The organism is Pseudoalteromonas sp. UCD-33C, from assembly GCF_001306895.1.
GTDB lineage: Bacteria > Pseudomonadota > Gammaproteobacteria > Enterobacterales > Alteromonadaceae > Pseudoalteromonas.
The window spans coordinates 1-551 of the sequence record NZ_LJTB01000041.1; the positions used below are offsets into that span (position 1 = coordinate 1).

Sequence of the window (551 nt, forward strand, 5' to 3'; positions counted from 1 at the left end):
GTGGGCACCAGGTCTTCGCCACGAAACAGCGCCCAGCCAGGGGTCATGCGTGCTTCGTAAACGCCCTTCTTGCGGGCGTGGGTCAGGCGAACGCGGTAGGTCAGGCTGGCCTTGTCGGCACTGGGTTGCCATAGACCACGGCTGGCGCCCGGCGTATTGCCCGGCATCACTTGCCACTGGCCATCGGCCTTGAAATCGCTGTAGTCGCCGTCGCGGCCCAGGTCGAAGTTGAGGCTGCGCACCGCCGAGCCCTGGGACAGGCTCAGGCGCACCTCTGCCTGATCACTTTGGGGCAGCAGCTTGACGTGGTAGTCCAGGTCGACTTTCTTCGCCCAAGCCGACGTACTCAATGCCAACGACAGCAGGCTTGCCGCCAGCCTGGCTCCAACCGTCATACACACTCCTTCTCAGCCCGCGCGAAAAATCAGGTAATCCTCCCAGTCATCCTCGGGCACGCTGCCTTCGCTGAGCATGCGTCCGGACTGGGAAATGCGTTCCTGGTGCACGGCGTCGCGATCGCCGCAGACGAGGTGATGCCACAGCGGCAAGTC

1 protein-coding gene is annotated in these 551 nt (G+C 63.9%); it reads right to left on the reverse strand.

The window, feature by feature from the left end:
* The coding region (locus tag AOG26_RS20360) for a hypothetical protein (protein WP_200907885.1) at positions 1-395 on the reverse strand (395 nt) is incomplete at its 3' end.
* Positions 396-551 lie beyond the last annotated feature (156 nt).